Raw genomic sequence first — 26,833 nt, forward strand, 5'->3', positions numbered from 1 at the left:
CCTCGATTATCTAAAAAAGAGTCGCATAATGTCATTCCAGGTCACAGCAATCATCAAGACAACCATGATGACCACTCCGGCCAAGGTAACATAGGTTTCAATTTCTTGTTTTAATGGTTTGCGGCGGATGGCTTCCAGGATATTGAGCACAATCTTACCACCATCCAGAGCTGGAATCGGAATAAGATTAAAAATCCCGATATTGATAGAAATCATTGCCAAGAAGTACAAGACATTCTCAATTCCATTTTTAGCAGCATCACTACTTGCCTTAAAGATGGCAACAGGTCCACCTAGCTTGTTCAAATCCGGTTGGAAAATCAGATTTTTCAGAGCTGATAGGATTCGGATAGCCGAGTCGGCTGCAGTTGTAAATCCACCTACAAACATGGATAGAAAATCTGACTTAATTCCCGGTTGAACACCTAGAAGGTAACGGCCTTGACTTTCTTCGGGTGTAACAGTGACTTGTTTGTCACTCCCCTTTTCAGAAATAGTCACATCCAAAGTCGGGGCCGTCTTATCTTTGGTTTCTGTTTCCACAGCCTGAATCAAGCTTTCCCAGTTGTTAATCTCATGTGAGCCAATCTTGGTAATTTGTGCCGTTTCTGGCACTCCCACCTTAGCCAAGGCCCCTTGGGGCATGACATGGAACTGGTTGGTATCAACATCTCTGACGCCACCCTGCATAAAGATTAAAATCCAAAAAACAACGACACCCAAGATAAAGTTATTCATAGGGCCTGCAAAGTTGGTAATCAGTTTGCCCCAGATAGTCGCATTTTGATATTGAACATCTAAAGGTGCAATCCGAACCTCAGTACCATCTGCTTCCACAACCGTTGCATCGTGATCCACTGCAAATGTTTTTTCTTCTTCCAGAACCAATCCTTTGATAAAGAGCTTGTCTTCAAAATCAAACTGGGTCACCTGCATAGGGAGGGCTGTTTGATCCAATTTTTTACCTGAGAGATTGATGCGTTTAACCTTACCATCATCAGCAAGTGTCAAACTAACAGGCGTTCCTGTCTTGATTTCAGTTGTATCATCACCCCAACCGGCCATGCGGACATAGCCACCCAGAGGCAAGATTCGAATGGTATAGGCCGTTCCATCCTTGCCAATGTGAGCAAAAATTTTAGGTCCCATACCGATGGCAAATTCACGTACTAAAATCCCTGATTTCTTGGCAAAGTAGAAGTGCCCGAACTCGTGCACCACTACAATAATCCCGAAAACCAGAATAAAGGTTAAAATTCCGAGCATAGCGTTTCCTCCGTCTTTTGATTAAAAGAGTCCAAATAAGTGCATGATTGGAAATACAAGCAACATACTATCGAAACGATCCAAAACACCACCATGTCCAGGGATAAATTTCCCAGAATCCTTAACACCAAAATGACGTTTGATCGAACTTTCTAGTAAATCACCAAATTGTCCAGCAATACTAAAGAAAATAGCAAAGACTGACATCTTGTAAATTCCATATGGAAGAGCAACTGTACTGTCAACTATCATAAAGATAATGGTTACTAAAATCGCTCCTAAAATACCACCCAAGGCACCCTCAAGGGTTTTATTAGGCGATACCCTTGGTGCTAACTTTCGTTTCCCATAGTTCATCCCAACAAGATAGGCACCACTGTCTGTCGCCCAGACGATACACAAGGCCAAAAGCGCCTTATCTAAACCTGCAACACGAGCATCTAGTAAAGCATTAAATCCAAAGCCCACGTAGAAGCTCATAGCAAGAGGGAAAACCGCATCCTCAATCGTATAAGACTTGCTAAAAACGGTCGTTCCTAACATGATTGAAATCAAAACACTATAGGCAACCACATTCCCATCAACTGGCAAAAAAGTCAGGTAATTCTCCAAGGGAATGGTCAATGCAAAGGTTGCAAAGAGGGTCAAGAGGCCCTCCATCGTCATGGTCTCTAGACCTCTCATCCTCAAAAGTTCATTCATGGCTAGCATGGCTATGATTCCGATTGCTATCTGAAGCAAGAGTCCCCCAATCATCAAAATCGGTAGGAAAATAGCCAGTGCAATCCCTGCAAACAAGGTTCTTTTCTGTAAATCCTGTGTCATATTTCCTCCTAAACTCCTCCAAATCGGCGATGACGACGATTGTAGGCAAGAATGGCTTCCTGCAAGGCCGCCTCGTCAAAATCAGGCCACAAGGTATCTGTAAAATAGAGTTCACTATAGGCCCCCTGCCATGGTAGGAAATTACTCAAACGCAATTCTCCACTGGTACGGATAATCAAGTCTGGGTCTCGTAACTCCTTAGGTAAATGCTGGGTAAAAAGATAATTACCAATCAACTCCTCTGTGATGTCACCTGGGTTGATTTTGGCATCTAAAACATCCTGAGAAATCAACTTAAGAGCCTGTGTAATCTCAGCACGTCCACCATAGTTAAGAGCAAAATTAAGAATCAAACCTGTGTTGTTCTTAGTCAATTCCTCAGCCTTGGTCAGAGCTTCAAAGGTTTGCTTAGGCAGGCGGTCCGTTTCTCCGATCATTTGAATCTTAACATTATTCGCATGCAGTTCCGGGACATAATTATCATAAAACTCTACTGGCAAGTTCATGATAAACTTGACTTCCTGATCTGGACGGGTCCAGTTTTCTGTAGAAAAAGCATAGACCGTAATAACCTTAACGCCTAGTTTGTTAGCTGCCTTGGTCACAGTTTGCAATGCTTCCATGCCTGCCTTATGTCCAAAAACTCGCGGTTGCATACGTTTTTTAGCCCAACGGCCATTGCCATCCATGATGATGCCAATATGAGCAGGGACCTGTGTCGGAACCTCTACTTCCACAGCCTTATCTTTCTTAAAAAATCCAAACATGATCTTATTCCTATTCAAAAATCTATCGTTTCATTATACCATATTTCCCTATTTTCTTCTATCACTAAGCTATTTATACTCTTCGAAAANNTGTTTTGAGCAACCTGCGGTTAGCTTCCTAGTTTACACTTTGATTTTCATTGAGTATTATTCTCAGGCACCAAGCCCATTTTTCAAAAAAATAAGCCGCCTGATTGGGCGACTTTATTTTTTATAGGGAGATTATTATGAAAAAGTTTTAGGAGTTTAAGTTAAGGTCTTCTTAACTTATGAACTCAGTATACACTCCCTAGCTTAAAGTTTCCTTAAGAAGTTTTAAAAATCAAATTTTTCCATTTCTCCTGACAATTTTTCTTGGATAAACGTGTTTGATAAAGCTCCATTCGGTCTTCATTTTCTAAGAAATGAGGAGTTGGACGAACTTGAAAATTCAAAATATCCTCGAGTCCGTAAGGAGTAAAGAGTTCTAAAGTAGAATCTTCATTCAAGCGCAGTCCAACAGCCGTACATCGTTCTGGATACTTACTCATGGCATCACAAGAGCTGCTATAGGGAGCAGTATGAGGACTGTGCTGATGCATACAGACCTGATTTTTCAATTCCCACTAGTACTGAGGAAAATCCTCTCTCAACTTTTTCTCTAGAGACAAGGTTTCCTCATAAGAAATATCTGGATCAAAGAAAATTACATCTACATCTGTTTCACAGTCAAAAGGGGATTTGTCTGACAAGAGATTCCAGATAAAATTTCTGACAGAACCTGCTGCCAACCAGGAATCTTTCAGACCAAGGTTTCGGATGATAGTCAGAATAGCCATCATATCCGGATTTTCTCTGAAAGAGTCTAAAATTTCAGCCTTATTTTTCAATATATTCATACCCAAAATGCTCATAAGCCTTAGCAGTCGCCACCCGTCCAGACCGTGTCCGCATGATAAAACCTTTTTGAATCAAGTAAGGCTCATACATGTCTTCCACCGTCTCACGTTCTTCTGCTATGTTAACAGAAAGAGTTCCTAGACCAACAGGACCACCTCCGTACATCTCAATCATGGTACGAAGGATTTTCTGGTCCACATAGTCCAGACCTTCATAGTCAACATCCAGCATAGTCAAAGCCTTATCGGTAATAAGATCATCGATCCCCCCATTCCCCATTATCTGGGCAAAATCGCGCACGCGCTTGAGGAGACGATTGGCAATACGAGGGGTCCCACGACTACGTAGGGCCAACTCAGATGCTGCCTCATGGGTGATTTCCATCTCAAAAATATCTGCCGTCCGCTCAACAATTTCCGTCAAGTCAGCATGGGCATAATACTCCATATGACCTGTAATCCCAAAACGTGCCCGTAGCGGATTTGAGAGCATACCAGCCCGAGTCGTCGCCCCAATCAAGGTAAAAGGTGGCAACTCCAAATGAACGCTGCGACTGCCTTCACCAGCACCAATCATGATATCAATGTAGAAGTCCTCCATGGCACTATAAAGCACCTCTTCCACAGACATGGGCAAGCGATGAATCTCATCAATAAAAAGGACATCCCCAGGCTCCAAGTCATTCAAAATCGCTACCAGATCACCGGCTTTTTCAATGACAGGCCCAGACGTTTGCTTGAGATTGACACCTAGTTCATTGGCAATAACAAAAGCCATGGTCGTTTTTCCCAAGCCTGGAGGGCCAAATAAGAGCACATGATCCAGCGCTTCATCCCGCATTTTGGCAGCTTCGATAAAGATTTGGAGCTGGTTCTTGACCTTATCCTGTCCGATATATTCACGTAAATACTGAGGACGGAGCGTGCGTTCTACTAACTCCTCATCCCCCATTATCTCATTATCTAAAATTCTACTCATGGCTCTATTATATCAAAAAACCAAGCCACAAACAAAAAAGCCACTGGATTGTGACTCCCGAGTCTAGCACTTATGTGGTATAATATTGTTCGGAACTTCTACACCGCCTACGAAAGGAGGTGAGATAGCCCATGATGGAATTAGTACTCAAAACTATCATCGGACCAATTGTGGTCGGTGTCGTTCTTCGTATAGTCGATAAATGGCTAAACAAGGACAAATAGTGTCAAAAAAGACCTCAAGCTTATTTGGTCGTGAGCTTGGGGTCTTTTCTAGCCTATGATATAGAACTAGTACTCAATTCCTTTTTATTATCCCATAGTTCACGAATTTTGTCAAAGGTTTATATCCTCATCCATTCAGCTTCTCCAACTTTAGAATCTGTCCAATAAAGTTTATAAGATTTAGAGAAAGCTATTGAAAAATGATATTTAGAAAACTTCCGAAAAGCCTGAAATAGAGCAAAAAAACTCCACCAGTCCCGGTGGAGTTAAGGGAGATTATGATGAAAAAGAAAAGTTTAGGATTTTATTAAATAAAGTTAGGAGGTCTTTATTTAATGACTATATAATACTAGACTAGCCTTAAATTTTGCTTAAGCAAAAACAAGTTTTATTATTTTTCTCTGTTGATCCAAGTCATCCCTATACAATTATAGGTGGATAAGGCTTCAAAATCCAATTTGCACCATTTTCTCCACTTCAACATAATTCCTAGATTACTAATTTTTTAAAACCATAACATAAAAACAAATGTAAAGAATAAGAAAAAATGCATAACATCTACTAAAAAATAGACATTTTGCATTTTTAATTCAGACTAATCTAGACTAATTTTTCCTCTTTGAGTTCCAAAAACACCTGTTTGTACTTGTAACTGTAAGCCTGAAGCATCTGCAGTCTCCGTATTCACATCAAATACCACATTTCCTGTGATACTATTTTCAGGGTTTAATTCTGACAAAAAGAATTTTGCTTCCTGATTTGCATAGATACCAGCTGTACTATCAGTTGAGTACTCTGTATCATCTTTTAAAAGCTTAAAGAAATCATCCGTAACAGTTATAGATTTTTTACCATTATTTTTTACCGTCACATTCAGAATTAAATAAATACCATTTGCGTTTTTGCCAAATTCTCCTCCAACATTTTGAGACAGAGATTTTGAATTCACGATATATTCAACATCTCCAACTTTAACAACTTCTCCGATTTTATTCTCTGCCTTAGCTTTTGTCTCCTCTTCCTTATTTTTATTTTTTTCTGTTGCCTTTGTTTGAGAAGTTTCTTCTGATGCTGCTGTTTGCGTACTTGAACTAGATGCAACTTCCTGCTTAGTGGAGTTACTTCCACTTCCACCTTTAACTACACCAAATACAACAATAATAACAATCAATATGAACCACCATTTTTTATAAAAAGGTGTTTTTTTCACATATACATTCCCATTTTCATCTTTGATTTTCTTAGCCATAAGAAATTTCCTTTAATCTTTTTCAACTATTATATTATATTTCCTAAAAAAAAAAGCATTTTTGAGGGTAATTTTAATTTTTTTAAATAAATGCGATTTAAAAAGTTTCAATCACTGAGCCTAGCTAAACAATTTCAACTAACAAAATTATCTCAAAAGAACTTTGCCATTTCAATTTTTCTAAAATATAGCACTCTAAGACAAATGAGGTGATTCTTGTTCATACTCAATTGTCTGAGCGTCTGCCTTCTTGGGATGCTCAGGTCGAGGAGTGACCGTTCGCCAACCATGGCATTTCAGGAGATAATAGCAACCATCACGTGTAGAAGTGCGACTAATCTCTTTTTGATAGGATGCAAATAACTGATTGACAGTTACAAATTCCCCAGCTTGAGCAGTTTCTATATGACGTTTTAGAAATGCTTGTTCTTCTTCGTAAGTCCTATATTCTCTATGACGTCCACCACGAGTCTCTTGAAGAAGAGCATACAAACTCCTTATATTTTTCAAATTCCTCCAAACAGTTGTTTTATTGCAATCTAGCAGATCCATGATTTCCTTATAACTCTTTTGAATAAAATATAATCTATAGACGTTTGTGGTATTCGGCGTACGATGAATCTCTTAGGAGTTTTTCAATTTTTTGTGTTTCTTCGTTTGTGAGTTTCATAACTACTATTATAAGATGTTTTTTGACTTTAGTATAATATGAGAGAGTAGATTACTTTATGGTATAATATTCTACGGCACTGCTACACCGCCTGCGAAAGGAGGTGAGATAGCCCATGATGGAACTAATCCTTAAAACTATCATCGGACCGATTGTGGTCGGTGTCATCCTTCGCTTAGTCGATAAATGGCTAAACAAAGATAGATAGTGTCAAAAAAGACCCCAAGCTTAATGTGGAAGTTAGCTTGGGGTCTTTTCTAGTCCATGATATAGAACTAATCCTTAATTCCTCTCCATTATCTCACAGTTCACAAAATTTGTCAAAACTTTACATCCTCAGCTTCTCAAGCTTTAACCACTTTACAACAAGACTTTCAAGTTTAAGAGAAAATTAGGGATTCTATCAATTTCATAGAAATTTTGATTTAGTAAACGAAGAGACAATCTTATATGTCACTCCTCATTTAATACGCCACTACTGGACAAGCAAAATCATTATTACAGTAGTTCTAGTCCTTCAATTAACAGTCACTTACATTCAAAGTGAGGTTGAAGTAGCTGAAGGTACAACAGACCTATTTCTTAATCATATTCGCTAAAAAAGCCCCCGCCAATTCCCCGACCAAAATCCGAAAAATACCGAAAAATATCGAAAAATGATTTTTAGAATAGTCCCCAAAAGCCTGAAATAGAGCCAAAAAACTCCACCTAATCGGGTGGAGTTAAGGGAGATTATTATGAAAAAGAAAAGTTTAGGATTTTATTAAATAAAGTTAGGAGGTCTTTATTTAATAACTATATGATACAAGACGAAGCTTAAAACTAGCTTAACTTTTCTCAGATTCTACCATTTTGCAGAAAATCACTATCACTATCACCTCACAAAAAGCCACCTGATTAGGTGACTTCATTAGGAGATTATGATGAAAAAAAGTTTTAGGATTTCATTAAATAAAGTTAGGAGGTCTTTATTTAATGACTATATAATACTAGACCATCCTTAAACTTTGCTTAAGAAAAAACAAGTTTTGTTATTTTTCTCGATTCGCCCAAGTCATCCCTATACAATTATAGGTGGATAAGATTTCAAAGCCCATAGAACGATAAAATCCCACGTTTTTTTCTGTCTCTTCTGTCACCAGCTGGACTTGATAAGCATCTTTGTAATCTTTTAAGGCCTCTTTCATTAGGGCACTACCAATCCCTTGACGCTGATAGATTGGTAAAACAATCAAATCCTGTACAAAAACTGATGAGAATCCATCTCCAACCAAACGAATCAAGCCCACCACAGCATCACCATCAAGTGCCAGATAAATTACTAATGAATGCGATAAGGCATGCTCCAGCATCTCTGGTTGATGGGTATAATTTGTCCAACCGACAGCCTGATAGAGATGCAAAACATCCTCTAGCTTGACAATTTCTTGCTTTTTAATAGTAATCATCTCAACACCTCTTAAAGTTCTCTCAAGCTCTTGTACTGCTGTCCATTTTTATCAAAATTTTCAGGACGCAGCCATGTTTCCAAACGATCTTTGACTTGAGGCCAGTCCTTATCAATCATAGACAACCAATCCGTATCCCTCGTCCGTCCCTTATAAACCACCGCCTGGCGGAAGGTTCCTTCATAGACAAATCCCAAACGCTCCGCAACTCGTCTGGATGGCAGGTTAAGAGCATCGCATTTCCACTCATAGCGACGATAGTTTAGCTCCTCAAAAATATAGCGAGCTAGGAGATACTGAGCCTCAGTTCCTATCCGTGTACCCCTTAGCTCTGGAGAAAAAGTGACTGCTCCGACTTCTATTACTCGGTTATTCTGGTCAATGCGCATGAGAGAAAAAGTTCCCAAAGCCTTACCAGTCGCCTTGTCTATGATTGCATAGTAAAAACGGTCCTTACGAGCCAACATCTGATTTAAAAGGCTAACCAGCTCCCCCATATCTGCTACTGGCTCCTGAAAAAGATAGGTCCACATCTCCCGAGGAGTATCCGGGCCATAAACAGCTAGCAAATCCTCCGCATGTTTTTCTACCGAGAGAGCCTCTATCCTAGCATAACGCCCTTCTAAGAAATCAATAGAAGGCAGTACACCGGGTGTATAACCTTCCATTGACTCACCAATCATCTGACCATATTCATTTACTGGCATAGCTTTCTCCTTGTTTCACTTTTCAAACTTTTTACTCAACTCTATTTGAATTGTCCTATCTGCTAATTTCAAGTTTTTTATCAATTTCATTTAACAATTTTTCTGCATCTTCTTTATTTAAAACATTTTCTCGTGCTACATAGTTTCTACAAATATTCAGGGCCGCAATTTGGTCTGCTTTATCCAAAGATTCAAACATAATTCTCACTGAGTTACTAGCAATAACTCCTCGTTTATCATCCGAATTTTGAAGAAAGTTAAGTAGAACACTTAAATTGTTCTGACGACACGATTCGTACAAATCAATATATTCACCGTATTTTTTCGATTCAGAATCAGTAAGTTTATCTACAACTTTTACCTGCGAATAAAAATAGATTATTTCCCTATTTTGAATAATATAATTTATTTTTCTGATATATTTTAATCCCTCTATTAAGAGCCAAATAAAATAGATTATCAGAATACCAAACAGTGGTAGCCACATGATACCAACACTGGATTGAATACGAGGATAAGTTTCATTAAAAGAAACTATTAAATTTTTGGCTCCAAAATAATGAATAATGGATAACAAATTTGTCACTATTAATAGAGTTGCAAAAGATTTTGTAAATAAAAATTGATACACTTCAGACTGTGTCCTTATAATTTCATTTGGAGATATTCCAAAAATATTGCTTGATTTATCATTTGAAAAACTAAAGAAAGTAATAAAAACTGCAAAGAGAGTGTCTAAAGTGAGTGTCAAATTTAAACTTTCCTTGTCCCAAAGACAATTTTTAAAATAATATGCACCCACTATTGACATTACTAATACTATAACTGACACTACAATAATAGAAATCTTAAATAATAAAATTTCACACTTCCTGCTATCGTTCACTAATCTATTCATTCTGACCTATTCTAAAGTTCATACTCTAGAGTTACTTCTTTTTATTTCACAACAATGTTAACCAATTTATTCGGTACCGCAATTACTTTCACGATTTCCTTACCGTCAATTTCTGCTTTGACTTTTTCATCCGCTAGAGCAATTTCTTGCAATTCTTCGCGTGATAGGTCTTTAGCGACCATGAGTTTGGCACGGACTTTTCCTTTGATTTGGACGACGATTTCGATTTCGTCTTCAACCAATTTGCTTTCGTCCCATGTTGGCCAAGCCACGTAAGAGATTGACTCACCTGTTGCTGCAACAGTTTGCCAGAGTTCTTCTGCCAAGTGAGGAGCAAACGGTGCAATCAATTGGATAAAGCCTTTGGCGTAGTCTACATAAAGTTTTTCTTCCTTGTTAGCCGCGTTGACAAAGACCATAAGTTGGGCAATGGCTGTGTTGAATTTGAGGGACTCAATTTGTTCTGTGACAGCTTTAACGGTTTCGTTATAAACCTTGTCAAGAGCACCATTGTTTTCCGCAATAATTTCCTTACTTGTAATCAAACGGTAAACACGGTCAAGGAATTTACGACTTCCTTCCAGACCTTCTTCTGACCAAGCGATTGAAGCATCAAGTGGGCCCATGAACATTTCATAAACACGAAGGGTATCGGCACCGTATTGTTCCACCACATCGTCTGGGTTGACAACGTTCTTAAGAGATTTAGACATCTTGGCTGGTGCTTGCTCCAACTCTTCTCCTGTTTCCACATGGAAGAAAGAACCGTCACGTTTTTCAACCTTATCGGTTGCCACAAGAGCCCCACGGTGGTCACGGTAGCTTGTTCCCAAAATCATTCCTTGGTTAAAGAGTTTTTGGAATGGCTCTTTTGTTGGAACCACACCGAGGTCATAGAGGAATTTGTGCCAGAAACGAGCATAAAGCAAGTGAAGTACAGCATGCTCTGCACCACCCACGTAGATATCTACTGGCAACCATTGTTTGAGAAGGCCCTCATCAGCCAATTTCTCAGTGTTGTGTGGATCGATATAGCGGAGGTAGTACCAGCTTGAACCTGCCCATTGTGGCATGGTGTTGGTTTCACGACGACCTTTAACACCATCTTCACGAGTCACTTCAAGCCAGTCTGTCAAGTTAGCTAGTGGACTTTCACCAGTACCTGAAGGACGGATATCCTTGGTTACAGGCAAGACAAGTGGCAATTCACTTTCAGGAACAGCTGTTGAAGTTCCATCTTCCCAATGAATGATTGGAATTGGTTCACCCCAGTAACGTTGACGGCTAAAGAGCCAGTCACGGAGACGGTAGGTAACCTTCTCTTGTCCACAGCCTTTTTCTTCCAACCAAGCCACAATCTTGGCAATTGCGTCTTCTTTGTTCAATCCATCTAGGAAGTCTGAATTAACATGAAGGCCATCTTCTGTGTAGGCAGCTTCTTCAACGTTTCCACCTTCAAGTACTTCGACGATTGGAAGGTCAAATTGTTTGGCAAATTCCCAGTCACGTTGGTCGTGGGCAGGCACAGCCATAACCGCACCTGTTCCATAACTAGCAAGAACATAGTCCGCAATCCAGATTGGAATTTCCTTGCCATTGACAGGGTTGATGGCATAAGCACCTGTCCAGACCCCAGTTTTTTCCTTGGCAAGGTCTGTACGAGCCAAGTCAGATTTGAGGCTAGCTTGGTGTTTGTAGTCTGCAACTGCTTCTGCTTGCTCTGAACTTACGATAGCGTCTACTAATTCATGCTCAGGAGCCAAAACAGTGAAAGTCGCACCGAAAAGAGTATCAGGACGAGTGGTAAAGACTGTGAATTCCTTATCAGTTCCCTTAACCTTGAAGGTTACATTAGCACCAGTTGATTTCCCGATCCAGTTGCGTTGCATGTCCTTGATAGACTCTGGCCAATCTAGTTCATCTAAGTCATTGAGCAAGCGCTCTGCGTAAGCCGTGATTTTGAGCATCCATTGGCGCATTGGCTTGCGGACAACTGGATAGCCTCCACGCTCAGACGTTCCATCAGGAAGGACCTCTTCGTTGGCGATGGCTGTTCCCAATTCCTCAACCCAGTTTACTGGCACTTCCGCTTCATAGGCCAAGCCTTTTTCGTAAAGCTTGGTGAAAATCCATTGCGTCCACTTGTAGTAGTTTGGATCTGTTGTGTTGACTTCACGATCCCAGTCATAAGAAAATCCAAGCGCATTGATTTGGCGTTTGAAGTTGGCAATGTTCTCCGCCGTAAATTCTGCTGGGTCATTACCTGTATCCATAGCGTATTGCTCTGCAGGCAAACCAAAAGCATCCCAACCCATTGGGTGAAGGACATTGTAGCCTTGCGCACGTTTGTAACGGCTGAGGATATCTGTCGCTGTATAGCCTTCTGGGTGTCCTACGTGCAGACCCGCTCCAGATGGATAAGGGAACATATCAAGAGCATAAAACTTAGGTTTTGATGCATCTGTTCCAGTCTTAAATGTATGATGTTCTGCCCAGTAGCCCTGCCACTTAGGCTCAATTTCTTTATGATTGTAAAAACTCATGGTCTCTCTCCAATTTTGTGATGTTACTATTATACCATTTTTGAGAGAATTTGGTCTCGTTCTATTCTATACTTTTCTATTTTACCTTGCTCTAGAATTTTTAAACTGCTATACTTATAACAGAAAACCCTTCCAAGGAGGTAGCGGATGTCTCATTCCTTTAAAAAATCTCTCCAAAAAGAAATTCTCCATAGAAGCTCTATCGCAGCCTTTGTGACCTCACTTTTACTACTCATTTTACTTTTTGGTTTTTCCTATTTTTTACAAAAGCAGCAACTCTCCAAAGATACAAGACAGATTGTAAAACAGGTTCAAGAAATGAAAGAAGCAAATAATGAGCTCCTGACTACTATGAACCATAAAATGATTCCTGAATTTTTGGAGGGCAAACACACAGAGCGAGAAGTCTTTAGCTTATTTTACGAGACAAAAGCTAGATTGAAGCTTAGTTCTGACCTCATTATCCTAAACGATACAGGTGAATTACTATTTAGTACCAATCGAAATCATCAAGAAAGTATTTTATCACCCTACTATCTAAAACTGCTCATTCAAAATCCTTCTCAAGAAAAAGTGACAGAAAAAATTGCACTCTCTTCAGACAAGCAACATTACACACTCTTTATCAAACCACTACTTCAAAACCAACGAGTTAAGGCCTATACTATTGCTTTCGTAAATGAGAATGATTTCATCTCAAGCTTCCCAATGATCAATTCCAAATACATCATTACCGATAGCTTTGGAAATATGTTTTCCAACAATACAAATCAGTTTACTCGTTCCACTCTTGAAAAATTGGATGAAAAACTCCTACACTCTCGCACCCACTGGTATGCGAATGAACCGCTTATTGTTCAAAAAGAAAAAGTCGGTGCTATTTTTTCAATCTATACTTTTCAATCCTTCTTTCCCATTCCTAGCTTACTCGGTCTAGCCTCCGTCCTCACCTTATGTATATTCTTCCTCTACTTCTGGCAAGCGAGACGAATTGCTCATAAGATTGCTACACACAATGCTGTTCCTATTGAAAGTTTGGTTTATCAACTTCAAGAAATTCCTAAACAAGCAGAAAAAAGGCTTTCTCTACAAACAGGTGATGAGTTTGAGTTTATGGCAGAAAAAATCAACAATATGTTGTACGAATTAGATCAACTTCATCAAAAAATGTTGACCATCGAAAAAGAAAAGTGGATTTTTGAAAGAAAAATGCTGGAAGCTCAGTTCAATCCTCATTTTCTCTACAATACACTTGAGACGATTAAAATCACTTCTTTAATGGATGCCGCTCTCACACAAGACCTAATTCAAAATCTCACGCGCATTCTTCGCTACAGTATCACCGATTTAGAAAAAGAAACAACCATTTGTCAGGATTTAAAGATTATAGAGGATTACCTGATGATTCATAAGATTCGTTTTGAGCACTTTTCTTATGATATTGTCTGCCCAGAAACTGTTGATAATCAGCCTATTCCTAAACTTTTCTTACTTCCTCTAGTAGAAAATGCTATAAAATATGGGATGCAATACCGTATTGATCTTCATATTGATATCCAAATTACCTTGGAAGCAGATTCTCTGACTTTTTTAATCAAGGATAATGCCGGAGGGCTCACAAAACAAGAGCGACTCGCTATTTTAGACTCTTTAGAAAGCCCTCATACCCAGCATGGCATCGTGAACAGCTACAAACGATTGAGCAATTTCTTTTCTGATGTCCAGCTAGATTTAGGAGTCAATCGCCAAGGAGAAACTTGGGTCAAATTTATAACGAAAGGACTAACTCATGTTTAAGCTCATTATCGTAGAAGACGAACACCTCATCCGAAAATGGCTAGAGATTGCCGTAGACTACTCTGCCGTAGGTATCCAAGTCGTAGGAACTGCCAGTCACGGTCAAGAGGGAATGAAACTCATCCAAGAAAAAGAACCTCATATTGTCTTAACAGACATCACCATGCCAATTATGGATGCTTTTATGATGTTCGAAGCCACTCGTACCCTTTCCTATGAAAAAGTTATCTTATCAGGTTATAACGATTTTCAAAATGCCAAAAAAGCCATGCAATACGGAGCAGTTGATTTCTTATCCAAGCCAATTGATACCAAGGAATTGACAGAATGTCTTCAAAACATTGTTTTGCGATTACAAGGTAGTACCTATCAAGAAACTCCTTTTTTAGAAGAATATCAAACTTTACTCACCTCTATCCAACAGGTTGATACACAAAACCAAATCATTCAACAAATTATTTCCTTTGTCCACAAGCATTATGCAGAGCATTTTACGATTGCGACTATTGCTGAAGCTTTAAACTATAGCGAAAGCTATCTATATAAAGTTATCAAAGAAGACTTCCCCATGACTCTAAATGAATATATCTTACAATATCGTCTGAAACAAGCTATAGATAAGATGGCTGAATCTCCCAACTCCCCTCTAAGCGACATCTCTGATCAAGTTGGATTTTCAGACTATAAATATTTTGCCAAAGTATTTAAAAAGTATCTCCATATTTCCCCAAAGGAATTGAAATCACTCGGAAGAATAGTAAAATAAGCTATTCTTCTTTTTGTAGAGAATTTTACTCTAATAGAATAGAATTGTCGGTTTTAAAAACGCTTATATTGTTTTAAAATAAACTTAAATAACACAACGGAGGTATCCATCATGAAAAAGAAATGGATGTATTATGCTGCTTGCGGACTAGCCCTTTTTGGTCTTGCTGCTTGTTCTTCTAATGAATCTGCCGATGGCGGTTCATCTGATAAAGGAGACGGCGGTTCGCTAGTCGTTTATTCACCAAACTCAGAGGGCTTAATCGGAGCAACTATTCCTGCCTTTGAAGAAAAATATGGTATCAAAGTAGAACTGATTCAAGCTGGTACTGGAGAACTTTTCAAAAAACTGGAGTCAGAAAAAGAAGCTCCTGTAGCTGATGTCATCTTTGGTGGTTCTTATACACAATATGCTACCCACGGAGAACTCTTTGAAAACTATACTTCAAAAGAAAATGATAATGTTATCAAAGAATATCAAAACACAACTGGCTACTCTACTCCTTATACACTAGATGGTAGTGTTTTAATCGTCAATCCTGATTTAACGAAAGGCATGAACATCGAAGGATATAGCGACCTTCTCAAACCTGAACTAAAAGGAAAAATTGCAACTGCTGACCCAGCAAACTCTTCTAGCGCCTTTGCTCAATTAACAAATATGCTACAAGCTCAAGGTGGTTACAAAGACGATAAGGCTTGGTCTTATGTAAAAGATCTCTTCACACTTATTGATGGGAAAATCGGTTCAAGCTCATCTGGTGTCTATAAAGCAGTCGCTGACGGAGAAATGGCTGTTGGTCTCTCTTATGAAGATCCAGCAGTTAAACTCTTAAATGACGGAGCTAATATCAAGGTAGTCTATCCAAAAGAAGGAACCGTCTTCCTACCTGCTAGTGCTGCTATCGTTAAAAAAGCGAAAAATATGGAAAATGCCAAGAAATTTATCGATTTTATTATCTCTCAAGAAGTACAAGATACACTTGGTACAACCACTACTAACCGTCCTGTTCGTAAAAATGCCAAAACAAGTGAAAACATGAAACCAATTGACAAAATCAAAACACTCACTGAAGATTATGATTATGTCATCAAAAATAAATCAGATATCGTTAAGAAATACAACGAAGTCTTTACAGATATCCAATCTAAACAGTAAAAGAGGTTCACTATGAGTGAGATCAGAATTATTAACGCCAAAAAAATCTACCACGATGTCCCTGTTATTGAGAATTTGAACATTACAATTCCAAAAGGAAGTCTCTTTACCCTTCTTGGGCCTTCAGGGTGTGGGAAAACGACCCTTCTTCGTATGATTGCAGGTTTCAACAGTATCGAAGGTGGAGAATTTTACTTCGATGATACAAAAATCAATAATATGGAACCCAGCAAACGCAATATCGGGATGGTTTTCCAAAACTACGCTATTTTCCCACATTTGACTGTCCGAGATAATGTCGCTTTTGGTCTCAAGCAAAAGAAGGTTCCAAAAGAAGAATTGATTCAACAGACCAACAAGTATCTTGAACTCATGCAAATTGCTCAATATGCGGATCGGAAGCCCGATAAACTCAGTGGTGGACAACAACAACGTGTCGCCTTGGCACGCGCCTTAGCTGTTAATCCAAGTGTTCTCCTCATGGACGAGCCACTTAGTAACCTAGATGCCAAACTTCGCTTGGATATGCGTCAAGCCATTCGAGAAATCCAACACGAAGTGGGAATTACAACCGTCTATGTAACCCACGACCAAGAAGAAGCCATGGCTATTTCAGATCAAATTGCTGTTATGAAAGACGGAGTCATCCAACAAATCGGTCGGCCAAAAGAACTCTATCATAAACCAGCTAATGAGTTTGTAGCAACCTTTATCGGACGCACAAATATCATCCCTGCCAATCTTGAAAAACGGAGCGACGGCGCTTATATCGTCTTTTCAGATGGCTATGCTCTTCGAATGCCAGCCCTTGATCAGGCTGAAGCACAAGCTATTCATGTAAGTATTCGTCCTGAAGAGTTTATCAAAGATGAATCTGGAGATATTGAAGGCACTATTAGCGATAGCGTCTATCTTGGACTGAATACTGAATACTTCATCGAAACAGGATTTGCCTCAAAAATTCAAGTTAGCGAAGAATCAACTTTTGAAGAAGATATACAAAAAGGCGATCGTATTCGTCTACGAATCAATACTCAAAAATTAAACGTCTTTTCTGCAGATGGTTCACAAAACCTGATAAAAGGAGTCAACCATGGAACGTAAAAAACTAAATATTTGGACAGCCTCCTCTTTCTTCATCTTTCTTACTTATCTTGTCTTTCTCGTTTATCCTATCGTTACCGTGCTCAAGCAAGCACTCATACATGAAGGACAATTCTCACTAGCTAATTTTGTCACTTTCTTTAGTAAAGCCTACTACTCTGAGACACTCGTCAACAGTTTCAAGGTTTCCATTACCGCTACTGTCACTTCCTTAGTTGTAGGAACCCTATTAGCTTATCTCTTCTCTATGTATGACTTCAAGGGAAAGAAATTTCTACAAATATTGATTATCATTGCTTCCATGTCAGCTCCTTTCGTGGGAGCCTACTCCTGGATTCTCTTGCTGGGACGAAATGGGGTCATTACTAAATTCCTGACAAATACCCTTCATCTTCCAGCTATCGATATTTATGGATTCAAAGGAATTGTACTTGTCTTTACACTGCAACTATTCCCACTGGTATTTCTATACGTTGCTGGGACAATGAAAAGTATTGACAATTCTCTACTTGAAGCTGCTGAAAGCATGGGTTCCTTCGGATTTAAGCGTATCGTAACGGTTGTTTTGCCTCTCCTAGTTCCAACCTTACTAGCTGCTGCCCTACTTGTATTTATGAGAGCATTCTCAGACTTTGGAACGCCTATGTTGATTGGTGAAGGATATCGGACTTTCCCCGTCTTGATTTATACTCAATTTATTAGCGAGGTTGGAGGAAATTCTGCTTTTGCATCTGCTTTAGCAATTATGGCGATTATCATTGCCTTGGCAATCTTCCTTATCCAAAAATACATTTCAAACCGCTACAGTTTCAGTATGAATTCGCTCCATCCAATTGAGCCTAAAAAAACCACAAAAGGAAAAATGGTTGCCATTTATGCAACAGTCTACGGAATTATCTTGTTCTCTGTTCTACCTCAAGTCTACTTGATTTATACTTCTTTCCTAAAAACATCAGGTATGGTATTTGTCAAAGGCTATTCTCTAAACAGTTACAAGGTAGCTTTCAATCGTATGGGATCTGCTATTTTCAATACTATTCGTATCCCTTTGATTGCCTTAGTTCTAGTTGTCCTATTTGCAACATTTATCTCCTACCTAGCCGTTAGAAAACGGAATTTATTTACAAACTTAATTGACAGCCTCAGTATGGTCCCTTATATTGTACCAGGAACCGTTCTAGGGATTGCCTTCATTTCTTCCTTCAATACTGGCCTATTTGGAAGTGGATTTCTTATGATTACAGGAACTGCTTTCATCTTGATTATGTCCCTATCTGTCAGAAGATTACCTTATACTATTCGCTCATCTGTTGCTAGTTTGCAACAAATAGCACCAAGTATTGAAGAAGCCGCGGAAAGCTTAGGAAGTAGTCGTCTCAATACCTTTGCCAAGATTACAACTCCAATGATGCTATCTGGTATTATTTCTGGAGCCATCTTATCTTGGGTCACAATGATTTCAGAACTCTCTACTTCTATCCTCCTCTACAATGTCAAAACAAGAACAATGACTGTAGCCATTTATACAGAGGTTCTCAGAGGGAATTACGGTGTAGCCGCAGCCTTGTCAACTATCTTGACTATTCTAACAGTAGGTTCCTTGCTCTTGTTTATGAAAATCTCTAAAAGCAACAGCATTACACTTTAGTTTCCCCCATCAAAAACAGCCGAAAGGATTACCCTCGGCTGTTTTTTCTTATCTTGATATTCCTATCAAATCCCTAGTTCATAGCAAGCAAGTCTAGACTGATTATACTCAATGAAAATCNNGTCAGTAACCATATCTACGACAAGACTACGTTGACGCGGTTTGAAGAGATTTTCGAAGAGTATTAAATAGAGGTCGCTTCCATCTTCTCCCATCCTAGCTCTCGGTAACTACAGTCACCAACAACCTCTACGCTAAACTGGCCGTTCTCATATTCAAGGATCGTCACGCTACCATTATCGAGGCCATGCGGATGCATACCATTGATCAGATAAACAATGGTTCCAATGGTCATTCCATGGCTGACGACAAGGGCGTTGCCCCCGCCTTGTTCTTCCATTTCTTTGGCAATCGCTTCAAAACCTTCCTTGATTCGACCACTGAGTTTTTCCCATCCTTCAGCCCAACCAGCTGTATCAACCTCTACCAAGCCCTCAGCCAGTTCCGCATAAGATAATTGGTGAACGTGGTCCACATTAAAGATACGAGGAATAATGCCCATGAAAAGATCGCCATCGTAGGCTCCATCAAAGCTACCAAAACACCATTCTCTGATACGCTTGTCCATGCGATAAGGGATTTTCCCTTGCAGTCCAAGCTCCTCAAGTATAATTCCCATAGTCTGAATGGTGCGACCAGAATCACTGGAATAAGCGCGCTCAAACTGTAGACCAGATTCTCGCAAACCGATTCCTAATTCTTGAATTCCTAGCTCACCTTCAGCTGTTAAGGGAGTATCACTCCAACCTTGCGCGCGACCAATCGTGTTAAACATGGTCTTGCCATGACGTACCAAATACAATCGTACTTTTACCATTTTCCGTCCTCCGTTTGCTTCTATTATATCATGGATGATAAAACAAAAGCCACCCAGACAGGTGACTTTTGCAGGAGATTATTATGAAAAAGTTTAGGAGTTCTATTAAATAAAGATATTAGATGAAAATCAAATTCAAACTAAATCAGTATTATCTGTTTCAAATAATATTAGGAGGTCTTTATTTAATGATTATAGTATACACAGCTAACCTTAAATAGAGCTTAAAAAATTATACCCATTCACCTTTTTCATTTACTTTATAGCCGTTAATGGTCATATTTTTTGCCAATTTCCCATCAGCTAACAAGTAATACCACTTATCTCCGTCTTTAATCCATTGATTACGAGCGTACTTACCATCTTGGTTCAGATAATACCAACTATCATACTGAGAATCAAATACCCACTCACTCTTAGCCATGTAACCGCCACGTTTTAGGTAGTATTCTCCCTGCCAAGCTTTCTCCACATAACTACCAGTTGAATCTACATAAAACCAGCTCTTATAGTCTTCATCATAAATCCATTCACTTGCAGCCATTGAAGCATCTGATTTTAGATAATAACGGCCTACCCAACGGTTTCTTACAAGATTGCCAGAAAGGTCATTATAGTACCATTTGCCAGACTCTTTAAACCACTTACTTGCTTGATGATTTTTCTTAGTCTCTCCATTAGAGGTAATAATAGCTTGAGATGAAGTTGAAACTGAGGATGAAGTTCCAGTAGAAACTGCTTGAATAGCCTCTTCTTTTGTCACCTTAGGCTTAGCTTTTCCTTGGTAAACATCTTCGATACGCTTAGTAAAGACAGATAACTCTTCAGGGGATAACATGTGTCTTACAGTCTCTTCCTTATATACAAGACCTGCTTCTTTCCTGATTTTGTGTATCCCCTCTTCAACTATATCATCAATCTTACTAAACATAGAAACTTTATCTGCTTTTGAAAGTGTATCATCATTACTAATGGCTGTCTTCTCCATGAAAGCAACAGCATTAATTTCTCTGATATTTTTTTCCGTAGGAATTAAACTAGGGCTCCATTTATCAACTTTGTTATAAAAAGTTGATAATTTTTGAACATACTCTTTTAATGTTAAGTTACTATCATTGTATGGCTCATCATCGCCAAAATGACGAGACCGAGGTAACGACCAGCCTGTTAATGGTCCGTAAAAACTTTTTAAATCGCTAATTAGTTTTTCCTTCTCAACAGATGAGTATAAATTACTATCTTTTTCTACTTGCTGAAGTAGTAAGTCAAATTTTTTTATTCTAGCAATATCAAAAACATATTCTAAAGAGTTAGGCATATCACCTTTCATTCTATTAATAGTTCCTTCTATGTCAGACGAATAGTAATGATCTCTTTTTGAAAATCTATTTATATTTTCCTCTCTCTCCTCTATCACCTCATCTATTTTTTTAACTATGGCATTCTTGAGTTTTAAAACATCAACCTCTTTAAATTGTACAGTATACCAATCAATATCATCAATTTCTTTTAATATTTTTTTCTTTACTTGTTCAGAATAATTTCTAACTGCACTCTTTAAATCTGCCCGTGTTTTGTAAAAACTCTCATTACTAGAATCAATATCATTTTCTTGCGCATAAACTACTTGACTAGCAAAAGTTGGGACTAGTGAAGTCGACAGTCCTAAAGCTACTAAAGCATGTTTCATTTCTTTTTTCATGAATTTCTCCTATTTTCTTAATTTTTAAAACTATGAATTGGTGCTGGGATTTGTCCTCCACGAGAGATGAAATCAACAGACGAAGCTCCATTGACTTTCATAACAGGTGCAGTTCCTAATAGGCCACCAAACTCAATCATATCGCCTTCTTTTCCTTTTGGAATGATACGAACAGCTGTTGTTTTCATGTTAATGACACCAATTGCAGCCTCATCCGCAATCATAGCCGCAATGGTTTCAACAGGTGTATCTTCTGGGATGGCAATCATATCCAAACCAACAGAACAGATAGCCGTCATAGCTTCTAGTTTTTCCAAATTAAGAGAGCCATTTTGCACTGCAGCAATCATTCCCTCATCCTCGGAAACAGGAATAAAGGCACCAGACAAACCACCGACTTGGTTGCAGGCCATCACTCCACCCTTTTTAACTTGGTCATTCAAGAGAGCCAAGGCAGCCGTCGTTCCATGCGTACCAACTGTTTCTAGCCCCATTTCTTCAAGGACACGTGCAACAGAATCTCCAACCGCAGGAGTTGGCGCCAAACTCAAGTCCACAATACCAAACTCCACACCCAGTCTCTCACTGGCCATTTGACCAACCAATTGACCGATCCGAGTGATTTTAAAGGCAGTCTTCTTGACCGTTTCTGCTACTACATCAAAGCTCTCTCCACGAACTTTTTCCAGGGCACGTTTCACCACACCAGGACCAGAAACTCCGACATTGATGATAACATCTGCCTCCCCAACACCATGGAAGGCACCCGCCATAAATGGATTGTCCTCAACAGCATTAGCGAATACAACCAACTTAGCTGCCCCCATATCAGATAGAGTTGCCGTTTCCTTGATAACACGTCCCATATCTGCGACAGCCGTCATATTGATACCAGACTTGGTTGAGCCGATATTGACTGACGAGCATACCTTGTCCGTTTCAGCCAAAGCACGAGGAATAGAATTGATGAGAATCTCATCTCCCTTTTGATAACCTTTTTGTACCAAGGCAGAGAAACCACCAATAAAGTCCACTCCAATCTCTTTCGCAGCCTTATCAAGCGCTTTTGCCAGAACCACGTAGTCCGTCGCATCTGTCGCTGCTCCAATCAGAGAAATAGGAGTCACCGATACACGCTTATTAACGATAGGGATTCCCAACTCAGCCGCAATTTCATCACCAACAGCCACTAAATTAGCGGCCTTGCTCGTAATCTTTCGATAAATTTTCTCTGCAGCACGATTGATATCTGGATCGATACAGTCCAAAAGGGAAATCCCCATGGTAATGGTTCTGATATCGAAGTTTTGCTCCTCAATCATGGAGATAGTTTCAGTAACTTGTCTAATATCCATATGCACCTCCTAGATATTATACATAGCTTCGAAAATCGCTGCACTCTGAATATTGATTTTCACATTCAAAATTTGCCCAAAAGTTTCAAACTCATTTCGCAGATAAGTAAAATCCTGCTTTTCATCACTAGATACAACAGCCATCATCGTGAAATATTCATCCAAAACAGTTTGAGAGATATCATCAATATTCAAACCCAATTCTGCAATTTTACCAGAAACACCTGCAACAATTCCAGATTTATCTTTACCGACAACAGTTATAATCGCTTTCATAAGCAAACTCCAATTCTTCTTAAAATAAGAAACCTGAACATTAAACAGGATTCTTTTCAAATAGTATAGCATAATTCTAACGAAAATACTCAAAAACGCCTGCTTACGAAGTTGTTCTTAAGCAAAAAACAATTTCGTAAACAAGCGTCTACTATCCCAACTTATGATGAGTGTTCCCGCTAGGACCGAAATCCTAGCGGTAGACCAGAGCTAGACTAAGAGCACAAGACTCCATCATCATAACACTCAACAAAATTGATGATTTTATACTAATTCGATGATCGCCATTGGCGCTGCATCACCACGACGTGGTTCAGTTTTAAGGATACGAGTGTATCCACCGTTACGTTCAGCATAACGAGGTGCGATTTCTGAGAACAATTTTTGAAGTGCTGTAGTAGAAGTGTACTTATCAGTTGCTTCATCATAGTTTTCAGATGCGATTTCATTACGTACGAAAGCAGCTGCTTGACGACGTGCATGCAAATCACCACGTTTACCTAGAGTAATCATTTTTTCAACAGTTTTACGGATTTCTTTAGCACGAGCTTCAGTTGTCACGATTGATTCGTTGATCAAAAGGTCAGTTGTCAAATCGCGAAGCATTGCTTTACGTTGTGAGCTAGTGCGTCCTAGTTTACGGTAAGCCATGTATTCCTCCTTTATTTATCTTTTAATCCAAGACCCAAATCAATGAGTTTGAGTTTCACTTCTTCCAAACTCTTGCGTCCAAGATTTCGTACTTTCATCATCTCTGCTTCAGATTTTTCTGTCAAATCATGCACAGTATTGATACCGGCACGTTTCAAACAGTTGTATGAACGCACAGACAAGTCCAGTTCCTCAATCGTACGATCCAAAATACGATCGTCAGATTCAGTATCAGCTTCTTTCATCACTTCAGTTGACTTAGCAATCTCAGTAAGATTTGTAAACAAATCAAGATGTTCTGTCAAAATACGTGCTGAAAGCCCTAAAGCATCTTCTGGAATAATTGTTCCATTTGTCAAGATTTCAAGGGTTAGTTTGTCAAATCCATCATTGCTACCTACACGAGCAGGTTCCACTTGATAGTTGACTTTTGTAACTGGTGTATAAATAGAATCTACAGCAAGTGTTCCAACTGGTGCATTATCCTTTTTATTTTCATCAGCAGGTACATATCCACGACCACTGTTAACAGTCATAGTCGCTTTTAGGGAAGAACCTTCACCGATTGTAAAGAGATAATGATCTGGATTTACAATTTCAATATCGCTATCTGTCAAAATGTCACCAGCTGTTACTTCAGCAGGACCTTCAACATCTAGTTCGATGATTTTTTCGTCTTCAACGTACGATTTCACTGCAATTCCTTTAATGTTCAGAATGATTTGCATCACGTCTTCACGAACACCTGGAACTGTGTCAAACTCATGTAACACACCATCAATATTGATAGATGTCACAGCTGCTCCTGGTAGAGAAGCTAGAAGTACACGACGAAGAGAGTTACCAAGAGTTGTACCGTAGCCACGTTCAAGTGGTTCGATTACAAACTTGCCATAATCTTTATTTTCATCAATTTTTGTTATATTTGGTTTTTCAAACTCGATCATTTAGTTACTCCCTCTTAAACGAAAAGCAGTGTAATGCGATGATTATACACGGCGACGTTTTGGAGGACGAGCACCATTGTGTGGCACTGGAGTCACATCACGAATTGCTGTTACTTCAAGACCAGCGGCAGCAAGCGCACGAATAGCTGACTCACGACCAGAACCTGGACCTTTTACAGTAACTTCAACTGATTTAAGACCGTGTTCTTGTGCAGATTTAGCAGCAGCTTCAGAAGCCATTTGGGCAGCGAATGGTGTAGATTTACGAGAACCTTTGAAACCAAGAGCACCAGCTGATGACCAAGCAATTGCATTACCATGCACATCAGTAATCATAACAATAGTGTTATTAAATGTAGCGTGAATATGAGCAATACCAGATTCGATATTCTTTTTCACACGACGTTTACGTGTTGGTTTAGCCAAGACTTTTACCTCCTATATTATTTTTTCTTACCAGCAATCGCAACAGCTTTACCTTTACGAGTGCGAGCGTTGTTTTTAGTGTTTTGTCCACGGACAGGAAGTCCACGACGGTGACGGATACCACGGTATGAACCGATTTCCATCAAACGTTTGATGTTCAAGTTTACTTCACGACGAAGGTCACCTTCAACTTTGATTGCATCCACTTCACGACGGATAGCATCTTCTTGATCTGATGTAAGATCACGTACACGAACATCTTCTGAGATTCCAGCAGCAGCCAAAATTTTCTTAGATGTTGCAAGTCCGATACCATAAACATAAGTCAATGAGATTACTACACGTTTGTCATTTGGAATGTCAACTCCAGCAATACGAGCCATGTTTTCTCCTTTCTATCTTATCCTTGACGTTGTTTGTGTTTTGGATTTGCTGGGCAAATTACCATAACACGACCATTACGACGAATAACTTTACAGTATTCGCAAATTGGTTTGACCGATGGTCTTACTTTCATTTCTTATCCCTCCAAGTTTTTCGATTATTTAAAGCGGTAAGTGATACGTCCACGTGTCAAGTCATATGGACTCATTTCGACAGTAACACGATCTCCCGCTAAAATACGAATATAGTTTTTACGAATTTTACCAGAAACTGTTGCTAAAATCTGATGTCCATTTTCAAGTTCAACCGTAAACATTGCATTCGGCATTGTATCAACTACTTTGCCTTCAACTTCAATCACATCGTCTTTTGCCACGCAAAAGCACCTCCATAAATTTCGATTCGATGCCTCTAGACACAGAGACAACAATTATAAGTCAGACTATCTCAGTATAACATTTGTAGCGGATTTTTGCAAGTGTGAAAAACGCTTTATTTCAAATTTGTCAATACTTTTTCGATATCTGAGAAGACATCGTTAATATCTTGATTACCTTCGATGTCATGAACCAAACCTTTGGCACGGTAGTGAGCAATGATTGGTTCTCCTTGTGCAATATTCACATCCAAACGACGTTTGACTGTCTCAGGCTTATCATCTTCACGTTGGTAGTAATCTTCTTCTTTATAGTCAACTGGTGGGTTAAAGACCTTGTGGAAAGTTTCCCCAGTTACGCGGTGGATGATACGACCACTCAAACGTTCTAAGAGGCTATCTGGATTTACTTCAATGTTGATGACACCTTCTAGTTCAATGCCAAGTTCAGCCAATGTTTTGTCCAAGGCATGAGCTTGTTCGATTGTACGTGGGTAACCATCCAATAAGAATCCTGTTTCTTTAATATCATCTTGTGAAAGACGTTCTTTTACGATTCCATTTGTAACTTCATCAGGAACCAATTCACCCTTGTCAATGTATGACTTAGCAAGAACACCCATTTCAGTTTGATTTGCTATTGCAGCGCGGAACATATCACCTGTTGAGATATGTGCAACATGGAATTGTTCTACGATTTTTGCTGCTTGAGTTCCCTTACCTGCACCAGGTAAGCCCATAATCAAAAGATTCATGATCTGATCTCCTTATTTTATTTTTAAATAGAAGCAAAAAGTCTTTTCACCCCTATTTAAAAACAAAATAGAAGAGGGGAGACCAAACTCTCACTAATGTTAGAGTTAAACCTCCACTCCCTCAGCATTTACTGCTTCATACTCAATGAAAATCAAA

At 39.1% G+C, this 26,833-nt stretch carries 27 protein-coding genes and 2 pseudogenes; 7 read left to right on the plus strand and 22 right to left on the minus strand.

Annotated elements, in window-relative coordinates:
* Positions 1-6: 6 nt before the first annotated feature.
* The 5 genes and pseudogenes from rseP to ruvB all read right to left on the minus strand — a co-directional run bounded on the left by rseP (position 7) and on the right by ruvB (position 4,715).
* Positions 7-1,266: an RIP metalloprotease RseP gene (rseP, locus tag HT669_RS00430; RefSeq protein WP_000900657.1), complete on the minus strand. Its 1,260-nt coding sequence runs from the start codon at positions 1,264-1,266 to the stop codon at positions 7-9.
* A 21-nt stretch (positions 1,267-1,287) separates the two neighbouring features.
* Complete coding sequence (locus HT669_RS00435) at positions 1,288-2,091, minus strand: phosphatidate cytidylyltransferase (protein ID WP_172933594.1); 804 nt, start codon at positions 2,089-2,091, stop codon at positions 1,288-1,290.
* An 8-nt stretch (positions 2,092-2,099) separates the two neighbouring features.
* Positions 2,100-2,858, minus strand: a complete 759-nt coding sequence (locus HT669_RS00440) for an isoprenyl transferase (RefSeq protein WP_000466722.1) — start codon at positions 2,856-2,858, stop codon at positions 2,100-2,102.
* Between the two features lie 305 nt (positions 2,859-3,163).
* Positions 3,164-3,736: pseudogene (locus tag HT669_RS00445) on the minus strand (nucleotidyltransferase family protein).
* Complete coding sequence (ruvB, locus tag HT669_RS00450) at positions 3,717-4,715, minus strand: Holliday junction branch migration DNA helicase RuvB (RefSeq protein ID WP_345889806.1); 999 nt, start codon at positions 4,713-4,715, stop codon at positions 3,717-3,719. Before ruvB ends, HT669_RS00445 begins: the two are co-directional and overlap by 20 nt.
* Before the next feature lie 131 nt (positions 4,716-4,846).
* Between ruvB and HT669_RS00455 the strand changes: the two genes are divergently transcribed.
* Positions 4,847-4,939, plus strand: coding sequence for a type I toxin-antitoxin system Fst family toxin (locus tag HT669_RS00455; RefSeq protein ID WP_000970381.1), 93 nt, complete (start codon positions 4,847-4,849; stop codon positions 4,937-4,939).
* A gap of 595 nt (positions 4,940-5,534) precedes the next feature.
* Here the strand turns inward: HT669_RS00455 and HT669_RS00460 are convergent.
* A complete protein-coding gene (locus HT669_RS00460; RefSeq protein ID WP_001074692.1) occupies positions 5,535-6,188 on the minus strand; it encodes a DUF4352 domain-containing protein in 654 nt (217 codons plus the stop codon).
* 228 nt (positions 6,189-6,416) lie between these two features.
* Positions 6,417-6,858 (minus strand): annotated as a pseudogene (locus HT669_RS00465) (IS630 family transposase); the annotation flags it as partial.
* 115 nt (positions 6,859-6,973) lie between these two features.
* On the opposite strand from HT669_RS00465, the gene HT669_RS00470 reads away from it, so the two are divergent.
* The gene (locus HT669_RS00470; RefSeq protein WP_000970294.1) at positions 6,974-7,066 is read left to right on the plus strand and encodes a type I toxin-antitoxin system Fst family toxin; all 93 of its coding nucleotides are present in this window, start codon (positions 6,974-6,976) and stop codon (positions 7,064-7,066) included.
* Between the two features lie 823 nt (positions 7,067-7,889).
* On the opposite strand, the gene HT669_RS00475 is transcribed toward HT669_RS00470, so the two are convergent.
* The 4 genes from HT669_RS00475 to leuS are packed head-to-tail and all read right to left on the minus strand — an operon-like array spanning position 7,890 to position 12,454.
* A complete protein-coding gene (locus HT669_RS00475; RefSeq protein WP_000628384.1) occupies positions 7,890-8,306 on the minus strand; it encodes a GNAT family N-acetyltransferase in 417 nt (138 codons plus the stop codon).
* Positions 8,307-8,317: 11 nt separating this feature from the next.
* The gene (locus HT669_RS00480) at positions 8,318-9,013 is read right to left on the minus strand and encodes a GNAT family protein (RefSeq protein ID WP_172922615.1); all 696 of its coding nucleotides are present in this window, start codon (positions 9,011-9,013) and stop codon (positions 8,318-8,320) included.
* Positions 9,014-9,068: 55 nt separating this feature from the next.
* The gene (locus HT669_RS00485) at positions 9,069-9,911 is read right to left on the minus strand and encodes a hypothetical protein (protein WP_001081167.1); all 843 of its coding nucleotides are present in this window, start codon (positions 9,909-9,911) and stop codon (positions 9,069-9,071) included.
* 41 nt (positions 9,912-9,952) lie between these two features.
* Positions 9,953-12,454 (minus strand): leucine--tRNA ligase, encoded by a 2,502-nt coding sequence (gene leuS, locus HT669_RS00490; protein WP_000011746.1) that lies wholly within the window; start codon positions 12,452-12,454, stop codon positions 9,953-9,955.
* Positions 12,455-12,601: 147 nt separating this feature from the next.
* On the opposite strand from leuS, the gene HT669_RS00495 reads away from it, so the two are divergent.
* The 5 genes from HT669_RS00495 (at position 12,602) to HT669_RS00515 (ending at position 18,927) form a co-directional block, all read left to right on the plus strand.
* On the plus strand, positions 12,602-14,251 hold the full coding sequence (locus HT669_RS00495) for a histidine kinase (RefSeq protein WP_172933595.1): 1,650 nt from the start codon (positions 12,602-12,604) through the stop codon (positions 14,249-14,251).
* Positions 14,244-15,017 (plus strand): response regulator, encoded by a 774-nt coding sequence (locus tag HT669_RS00500; RefSeq protein WP_000475415.1) that lies wholly within the window; start codon positions 14,244-14,246, stop codon positions 15,015-15,017. The genes HT669_RS00495 and HT669_RS00500 overlap by 8 nt, the downstream gene beginning before the upstream one ends.
* A 111-nt stretch (positions 15,018-15,128) precedes the next feature.
* On the plus strand, positions 15,129-16,175 hold the full coding sequence (locus HT669_RS00505) for an ABC transporter substrate-binding protein (RefSeq protein ID WP_000731166.1): 1,047 nt from the start codon (positions 15,129-15,131) through the stop codon (positions 16,173-16,175).
* A gap of 12 nt (positions 16,176-16,187) precedes the next feature.
* Complete coding sequence (locus HT669_RS00510) at positions 16,188-17,279, plus strand: ABC transporter ATP-binding protein (RefSeq protein ID WP_101514792.1); 1,092 nt, start codon at positions 16,188-16,190, stop codon at positions 17,277-17,279.
* Positions 17,269-18,927 carry an iron ABC transporter permease gene (locus tag HT669_RS00515; RefSeq protein ID WP_000440015.1) on the plus strand — a complete coding sequence of 553 codons (1,659 nt, stop codon included), beginning with the start codon at positions 17,269-17,271 and terminating at the stop codon, positions 18,925-18,927. Before HT669_RS00510 ends, HT669_RS00515 begins: the two co-directional genes overlap by 11 nt.
* Before the next feature lie 184 nt (positions 18,928-19,111).
* Here the strand turns inward: HT669_RS00515 and HT669_RS00520 are convergent, their stop codons facing one another.
* The 11 genes from HT669_RS00520 to HT669_RS00570 all read right to left on the minus strand — a co-directional run bounded on the left by HT669_RS00520 (position 19,112) and on the right by HT669_RS00570 (position 26,676).
* Positions 19,112-19,804: a histidine phosphatase family protein gene (locus HT669_RS00520; RefSeq protein ID WP_000241534.1), complete on the minus strand. Its 693-nt coding sequence runs from the start codon at positions 19,802-19,804 to the stop codon at positions 19,112-19,114.
* 232 nt (positions 19,805-20,036) lie between these two features.
* Entirely contained in the window at positions 20,037-21,506 is a 1,470-nt protein-coding gene (locus HT669_RS00525) for an N-acetylmuramoyl-L-alanine amidase family protein (RefSeq protein ID WP_050207597.1), read from the minus strand.
* Between the two features lie 17 nt (positions 21,507-21,523).
* Entirely contained in the window at positions 21,524-22,861 is a 1,338-nt protein-coding gene (locus tag HT669_RS00530; protein WP_050207598.1) for a PFL family protein, read from the minus strand.
* A gap of 9 nt (positions 22,862-22,870) precedes the next feature.
* Positions 22,871-23,137, minus strand: coding sequence for an ACT domain-containing protein (locus HT669_RS00535; RefSeq protein WP_050207599.1), 267 nt, complete (start codon positions 23,135-23,137; stop codon positions 22,871-22,873).
* Positions 23,138-23,401: 264 nt separating this feature from the next.
* Positions 23,402-23,788 carry a 50S ribosomal protein L17 gene (gene rplQ / locus HT669_RS00540; protein ID WP_000331493.1) on the minus strand — a complete coding sequence of 129 codons (387 nt, stop codon included), beginning with the start codon at positions 23,786-23,788 and terminating at the stop codon, positions 23,402-23,404.
* Between the two features lie 11 nt (positions 23,789-23,799).
* Positions 23,800-24,735: a DNA-directed RNA polymerase subunit alpha gene (locus HT669_RS00545; protein WP_000568988.1), complete on the minus strand. Its 936-nt coding sequence runs from the start codon at positions 24,733-24,735 to the stop codon at positions 23,800-23,802.
* Positions 24,736-24,777: 42 nt separating this feature from the next.
* Positions 24,778-25,161: a 30S ribosomal protein S11 gene (gene rpsK / locus HT669_RS00550; RefSeq protein ID WP_001118385.1), complete on the minus strand. Its 384-nt coding sequence runs from the start codon at positions 25,159-25,161 to the stop codon at positions 24,778-24,780.
* 17 nt (positions 25,162-25,178) lie between these two features.
* Positions 25,179-25,544 (minus strand): 30S ribosomal protein S13, encoded by a 366-nt coding sequence (gene rpsM, locus HT669_RS00555; protein ID WP_000090781.1) that lies wholly within the window; start codon positions 25,542-25,544, stop codon positions 25,179-25,181.
* Positions 25,545-25,561: 17 nt separating this feature from the next.
* Complete coding sequence (rpmJ, locus tag HT669_RS00560) at positions 25,562-25,678, minus strand: 50S ribosomal protein L36 (RefSeq protein ID WP_001808836.1); 117 nt, start codon at positions 25,676-25,678, stop codon at positions 25,562-25,564.
* Positions 25,679-25,702: 24 nt separating this feature from the next.
* Positions 25,703-25,921, minus strand: coding sequence for a translation initiation factor IF-1 (infA, locus tag HT669_RS00565; RefSeq protein WP_001029883.1), 219 nt, complete (start codon positions 25,919-25,921; stop codon positions 25,703-25,705).
* A gap of 116 nt (positions 25,922-26,037) precedes the next feature.
* A complete protein-coding gene (locus HT669_RS00570; RefSeq protein ID WP_023932501.1) occupies positions 26,038-26,676 on the minus strand; it encodes an adenylate kinase in 639 nt (212 codons plus the stop codon).
* Between the last annotated feature and the right edge of the window lie 157 nt (positions 26,677-26,833).

Source organism: Streptococcus sp. 2100, from assembly GCF_013276335.1.
In the GTDB taxonomy this organism is placed as follows: Bacteria; Bacillota; Bacilli; order Lactobacillales; family Streptococcaceae; genus Streptococcus; species Streptococcus pseudopneumoniae.

Excerpts from the sequence above, each read along its gene's own strand:
- rseP (WP_000900657.1), bottom strand. The coding sequence starts at position 1,266 with ATGCTCGGAATTTTAACCTTTATTCTGGTTTTCGGGATTATTGTAGTG.
- HT669_RS00435 (WP_172933594.1), bottom strand. The coding sequence starts at position 2,091 with ATGACACAGGATTTACAGAAAAGAACCTTGTTTGCAGGGATTGCACTG.
- HT669_RS00440 (WP_000466722.1), bottom strand. The coding sequence starts at position 2,858 with ATGTTTGGATTTTTTAAGAAAGATAAGGCTGTGGAAGTAGAGGTTCCG.
- ruvB (WP_345889806.1), bottom strand. The coding sequence starts at position 4,715 with ATGAGTAGAATTTTAGATAATGAGATAATGGGGGATGAGGAGTTAGTA.
- HT669_RS00455 (WP_000970381.1), top strand. The coding sequence starts at position 4,847 with ATGATGGAATTAGTACTCAAAACTATCATCGGACCAATTGTGGTCGGT.
- HT669_RS00460 (WP_001074692.1), bottom strand. The coding sequence starts at position 6,188 with ATGGCTAAGAAAATCAAAGATGAAAATGGGAATGTATATGTGAAAAAA.
- HT669_RS00470 (WP_000970294.1), top strand. The coding sequence starts at position 6,974 with ATGATGGAACTAATCCTTAAAACTATCATCGGACCGATTGTGGTCGGT.
- HT669_RS00475 (WP_000628384.1), bottom strand. The coding sequence starts at position 8,306 with ATGATTACTATTAAAAAGCAAGAAATTGTCAAGCTAGAGGATGTTTTG.
- HT669_RS00480 (WP_172922615.1), bottom strand. The coding sequence starts at position 9,013 with ATGCCAGTAAATGAATATGGTCAGATGATTGGTGAGTCAATGGAAGGT.
- HT669_RS00485 (WP_001081167.1), bottom strand. The coding sequence starts at position 9,911 with ATGAATAGATTAGTGAACGATAGCAGGAAGTGTGAAATTTTATTATTT.
- leuS (WP_000011746.1), bottom strand. The coding sequence starts at position 12,454 with ATGAGTTTTTACAATCATAAAGAAATTGAGCCTAAGTGGCAGGGCTAC.
- HT669_RS00495 (WP_172933595.1), top strand. The coding sequence starts at position 12,602 with ATGTCTCATTCCTTTAAAAAATCTCTCCAAAAAGAAATTCTCCATAGA.
- HT669_RS00500 (WP_000475415.1), top strand. The coding sequence starts at position 14,244 with ATGTTTAAGCTCATTATCGTAGAAGACGAACACCTCATCCGAAAATGG.
- HT669_RS00505 (WP_000731166.1), top strand. The coding sequence starts at position 15,129 with ATGAAAAAGAAATGGATGTATTATGCTGCTTGCGGACTAGCCCTTTTT.
- HT669_RS00510 (WP_101514792.1), top strand. The coding sequence starts at position 16,188 with ATGAGTGAGATCAGAATTATTAACGCCAAAAAAATCTACCACGATGTC.
- HT669_RS00515 (WP_000440015.1), top strand. The coding sequence starts at position 17,269 with ATGGAACGTAAAAAACTAAATATTTGGACAGCCTCCTCTTTCTTCATC.
- HT669_RS00520 (WP_000241534.1), bottom strand. The coding sequence starts at position 19,804 with ATGGTAAAAGTACGATTGTATTTGGTACGTCATGGCAAGACCATGTTT.
- HT669_RS00525 (WP_050207597.1), bottom strand. The coding sequence starts at position 21,506 with ATGAAAAAAGAAATGAAACATGCTTTAGTAGCTTTAGGACTGTCGACT.
- HT669_RS00530 (WP_050207598.1), bottom strand. The coding sequence starts at position 22,861 with ATGGATATTAGACAAGTTACTGAAACTATCTCCATGATTGAGGAGCAA.
- HT669_RS00535 (WP_050207599.1), bottom strand. The coding sequence starts at position 23,137 with ATGAAAGCGATTATAACTGTTGTCGGTAAAGATAAATCTGGAATTGTT.
- rplQ (WP_000331493.1), bottom strand. The coding sequence starts at position 23,788 with ATGGCTTACCGTAAACTAGGACGCACTAGCTCACAACGTAAAGCAATG.
- HT669_RS00545 (WP_000568988.1), bottom strand. The coding sequence starts at position 24,735 with ATGATCGAGTTTGAAAAACCAAATATAACAAAAATTGATGAAAATAAA.
- rpsM (WP_000090781.1), bottom strand. The coding sequence starts at position 25,544 with ATGGCTCGTATTGCTGGAGTTGACATTCCAAATGACAAACGTGTAGTA.
- rpmJ (WP_001808836.1), bottom strand. The coding sequence starts at position 25,678 with ATGAAAGTAAGACCATCGGTCAAACCAATTTGCGAATACTGTAAAGTT.
- HT669_RS00570 (WP_023932501.1), bottom strand. The coding sequence starts at position 26,676 with ATGAATCTTTTGATTATGGGCTTACCTGGTGCAGGTAAGGGAACTCAA.